The organism is Sulfuricurvum sp. (assembly GCF_022759005.1).
GTDB lineage: Bacteria > Campylobacterota > Campylobacteria > Campylobacterales > Sulfurimonadaceae > Sulfuricurvum.
Genome location: NZ_JAEMQA010000012.1, coordinates 1 through 3,963, shown reverse-complemented (window position 1 = coordinate 3,963; position 3,963 = coordinate 1). Strand labels below are relative to the sequence as shown.

Genomic DNA, 3,963 nt, shown 5'->3' with positions numbered 1-3,963 from the left:
TGACGAAAATTGCTTTGACGTTCGGATCTTTCAAAATGATTTCAAATCCTTTAGCCACCGTTTCCGCATTAGCTCCGCCGCCCACGTCGAGGAAGTTAGCCGGTTTTCCGCCTTCGTAGTTGATGGTATCCATCGTACCCATCGCCAACCCTGCACCGTTAACCATACACCCTACGTCACCGTCAAGTTTGATGTAGCTAAGGCCGTATTTGCCCGCTTCGATCTCTGTCGGCTCTTCTTCGCTCAAATCGCGCATCTCATTGACTTGACTTTGACGATAGAGAGCATTGTTATCAAATCCCATTTTCGCATCGAGTGCCAAAAATTTACCGTCACCCGTTTTGATCAACGGATTGATTTCGATCATCTCCGCATCGTGATCCATGTATACTTTATACAAAGCAGAAGCGAATTTGATGAATGTATTGATCTCCTCTACCTGAAGACCCAAACCGAATGCCAATTTGCGACCGTGGAAGCTTTGGAAGCCGGTTAACGGATCGATAGCGACTTTGATGATTTTTTCCGGCGTGTTGTGTGCAACGTCTTCAATCGCCATACCACCCTCAGTCGATGCCATCATAATCGGCATCTCAGACGCACGGTCAAGAAGCATACCAAGATAGTACTCTTTTTTGATGTCTGCACCCTCTTCGATGTAGACTTTTTGAACGAGTTTCCCCTCAGGTCCCGTTTGATGCGTCACCAAGGTCATACCGAGAATTTCAGCTGCCAACGCATGTACTTCTGACGTTGAGCGAGCAAGTTTAACCCCGCCGCCCAATCCGCGTCCGCCGGCATGGATTTGAGCTTTGACCACCCAAATATTTCCGCCGAGTTCTTGAGCCGCTTTTACCGCTTCATCGGGTGTGAAAGCGATATGTCCGCGCGGTGTCGGTACATTGTATTTTTTGAATAATTCTTTTGCTTGATATTCGTGAATATTCATCCATTCCTCCTGTTTAAGTTTACTTGATTGGGCTTGTCATCTCGCTAGGGATGACGTATTTATCGAACTCTTCGGCTGTTAGTAGACCGAGTTTAATTGCAGTCTCTTTCAGTGTTGAGTTCTCTTTGTGTGCGGTTTTAGCGATTTTCGCCGCGTTCTCATAGCCGATGTACGGATTAAGAGCCGTAACAAGCATCAATGAGTTATTTAAATACGCATCGATTTGATCGCGTACCGGTTCAATTCCTACCGCACAGTTATCGTTGAACGAAACGATCGAATCTGCAAGTAAACGGACCGATTGCAAAAAGTTGTATGCGATAACCGGTTTAAATACGTTAAGCTCAAAGTTACCTTGGCTTGCTGCAAAACCGATACATGCGTCATTACCCATGACTTGGCACGCTACCATGGTGACCGCTTCGGATTGTGTCGGATTCACTTTACCCGGCATAATCGATGAGCCCGGTTCGTTTTCGGGGATCGTGATCTCACCGATACCGCAACGTGGACCGCTAGCCAACCAGCGGACGTCGTTCGCGATTTTCATCATATCGGCTGCAAGTGCTTTGAGCGCGCCGTGAGCATAAACAAGCGCATCATGAGACGTCAACGCATGAAATTTGTTCGGAGCCGTTACGAACTGATGTCCGGTAAGCTCACTCAATTTTGCCGCAACACGCTCTCCTAGTTCAGGATGGGCATTAAGACCCGTTCCGACCGCCGTGCCACCGAGAGCCAATTCACGGACTGATTCAAGAGAATCTTTGGCCATCTTTTCACATTTGTTGAGCATCTCAATCCAACCGCTTATCTCTTGACCGAGTGTCAACGGAGTTGCATCTTGGAGGTGGGTACGTCCAATTTTGACGATGTCACTGAACGCTTCGCTTTTGGCGATAAGCGTTTTACGAAGACGATCAATCGCCGGAAGAAGACGAGTCTCTACCGCAATAACCGCCGCCACATGCAGTGCAGTCGGATACGTATCGTTTGAACTTTGCGATTTGTTGACGTCGTCATTCGGATGAACCAATTTTTGAGTTCTGAAATCTCCACCGAGAATTTCGGTAGCACGGCTCGCCAAAACTTCATTGTTGTTCATGTTCGATTGCGTACCTGAACCCGTTTGCCATACAACAAGGGGATAATGCGCATCAAGTTTACCGGCCAACATTTCATCTGCCGCTTGAGCAATCGCATCGGCTTTCTCTTTGCTCAACATCCCTAAATCGCAGTTGACCAAAGCAACCGCTTTTTTTAGGTATGAAAATGCTCTCGTAATCTCATAAGGCATTTTCTCTTCACCGATTTGGAAGTTTTCTAATGAACGCTGTGTTTGCGCCCCCCAGTAGGTGTCATTCGGGACACGAACTTCACCCATCGTATCTTTTTCGATGCGAAAACTCATACTTTAGCTCCTTCAAAAAATTTATTGGCATTTAACGTATCGATCAACCCTTGAACCGATTTACACGATGCAGCAAACATCGCTTTTTCAGCCTCATCAAGGGTCACTTCGATGATTTTTTCCGCACCGTTGGCTCCCAACATAACCGGCACTCCGCTTACCACATTACTAAAGCCGTATTCCCCATCGAGATAGACGGCACACGGATGAATTTGTTTAGTATCTTTCAAAATCGCTTCTACCATGATCGCCGTCGCTTTTGCCGGAGCATAATACGCTGAACCCGTTTGCAACAATGCAACGATTTCAGCGCCTCCTTTGCGAGTGCGTTGAACGATTTCATCAATTTCTTGGTGCGTTAATAGATCCGAAAGCGGAACCCCCGCAACCGTCGAATAACGAGGAAGCGGAACCATATCATCACCATGTCCCCCCATGACCGACGCACGGATTTGCCCGCCGCCGTATCCGAGTTTCTCTTGGATAAATGCTGCCATACGCGCACTGTCCAAGACCCCTGCCATACCGATGACGCGATTGCGGTTAAAGCCGCTTTCGCGTAATGCGACGTACGTCATTGCATCGAGCGGATTGGAAACCATGATAACGATAGCATTCGGTGAGTATTTCGCAACCCCTTCGATGACTTCACGGGTTACCTTCGCATTGATCATCAACAAATCATCACGGCTCATTCCCGGCAAGCGCGGACTTCCTGCAGTGATAACGACGACATCACAGTCGGTCAAATCGGCCATCGTCTCGGCCACTTTTACGGTTGAGTGACTTCGGACGGCTGCAGCGGCTTGAGACATATCAAGCGCTTTCCCCTTCGCAATCTCGATTTTATTGTCACGCAAAATGATTTCATGACACGATCCAAGCATTGCCAGCGAGTAGGCGATTGTTGAACCAACATTACCTGCCCCTACGATTCCGACACGTTTTCCGCTTATCATTTAACTACTCCTTGTGACATATTTATATCCCTTTTAAAAAGAGACAAAAGACGTTTCAATCGCCTTTACTCTATTGAGTCAACTCTACAAAGTAAAAACGATTGGGGGTTACCCCCCAACCATTTGCACTTAGATACTTGCAATAATCGCGTTCAATGTTGCACTTGGACGCATTGCTTTTTCAGCTTTCGCGAAATCTGGGTGGAAGTAGCCACCGATATCTTGAGGTTTTCCTTCTACAGCAAGAAGTTCTTCCATAATTTTAGCCTCATTTTCTACCAAAGCTTTTGCAATCGGAGCAAATTTTGCCGCCAATTCTGCATCAGAAGATTTAGCCAAAGCGTTAGCCCAGTATTGAGCAACATAGAAATGGCTTGCTTTGTTATCCGGCTCTCCCGCTGAACGTCCCGGAGCTTTGTTGTTATCCAAATATCCCGCATTCGCTTCATCCAAAGCTTCTGTCAAAACAGCTACTTTAGAGCTTTGCGCTGTTTTGTTGATGTGGCGCAATGCTTCCGCCAATGCCAAGAACTCACCGAGTGAATCCCAGCGAAGGTGCCCTTCGCTCAAGAATTGCTCTACGTGTTTCGGAGCCGATCCGCCTGCACCCGTTTCGAACAATCCACCGCCCGCAAGCAACGGAA

At 47.4% G+C, this 3,963-nt stretch carries 4 protein-coding genes; all 4 read right to left on the bottom strand.

The window, feature by feature from the left end; genetic code table 11:
- On the bottom strand, positions 1 to 949 hold a 949-nt coding region (gene sucC, locus JHC35_RS00790; protein ID WP_295041476.1), incomplete at its 3' end, for an ADP-forming succinate--CoA ligase subunit beta.
- A gap of 19 nt (positions 950 to 968) precedes the next feature.
- Positions 969 to 2,360, bottom strand: a complete 1,392-nt coding sequence (gene fumC / locus JHC35_RS00785; protein ID WP_295041475.1) for a class II fumarate hydratase — start codon at positions 2,358 to 2,360, stop codon at positions 969 to 971.
- A complete protein-coding gene (gene mdh / locus JHC35_RS00780; RefSeq protein WP_295041474.1) occupies positions 2,357 to 3,319 on the bottom strand; it encodes a malate dehydrogenase in 963 nt (320 codons plus the stop codon). Before mdh ends, fumC begins: the two co-directional genes overlap by 4 nt.
- 129 nt (positions 3,320 to 3,448) lie before the next feature.
- A partial coding sequence (locus JHC35_RS00775) for an NADP-dependent isocitrate dehydrogenase (protein WP_295041473.1) occupies positions 3,449 to 3,963 on the bottom strand: 515 nt, incomplete at its 5' end.

Excerpts from the sequence above, each read along its gene's own strand:
- fumC (WP_295041475.1), bottom strand. The coding sequence starts at position 2,360 with ATGAGTTTTCGCATCGAAAAAGATACGATGGGTGAAGTTCGTGTCCCG.
- mdh (WP_295041474.1), bottom strand. The coding sequence starts at position 3,319 with ATGATAAGCGGAAAACGTGTCGGAATCGTAGGGGCAGGTAATGTTGGT.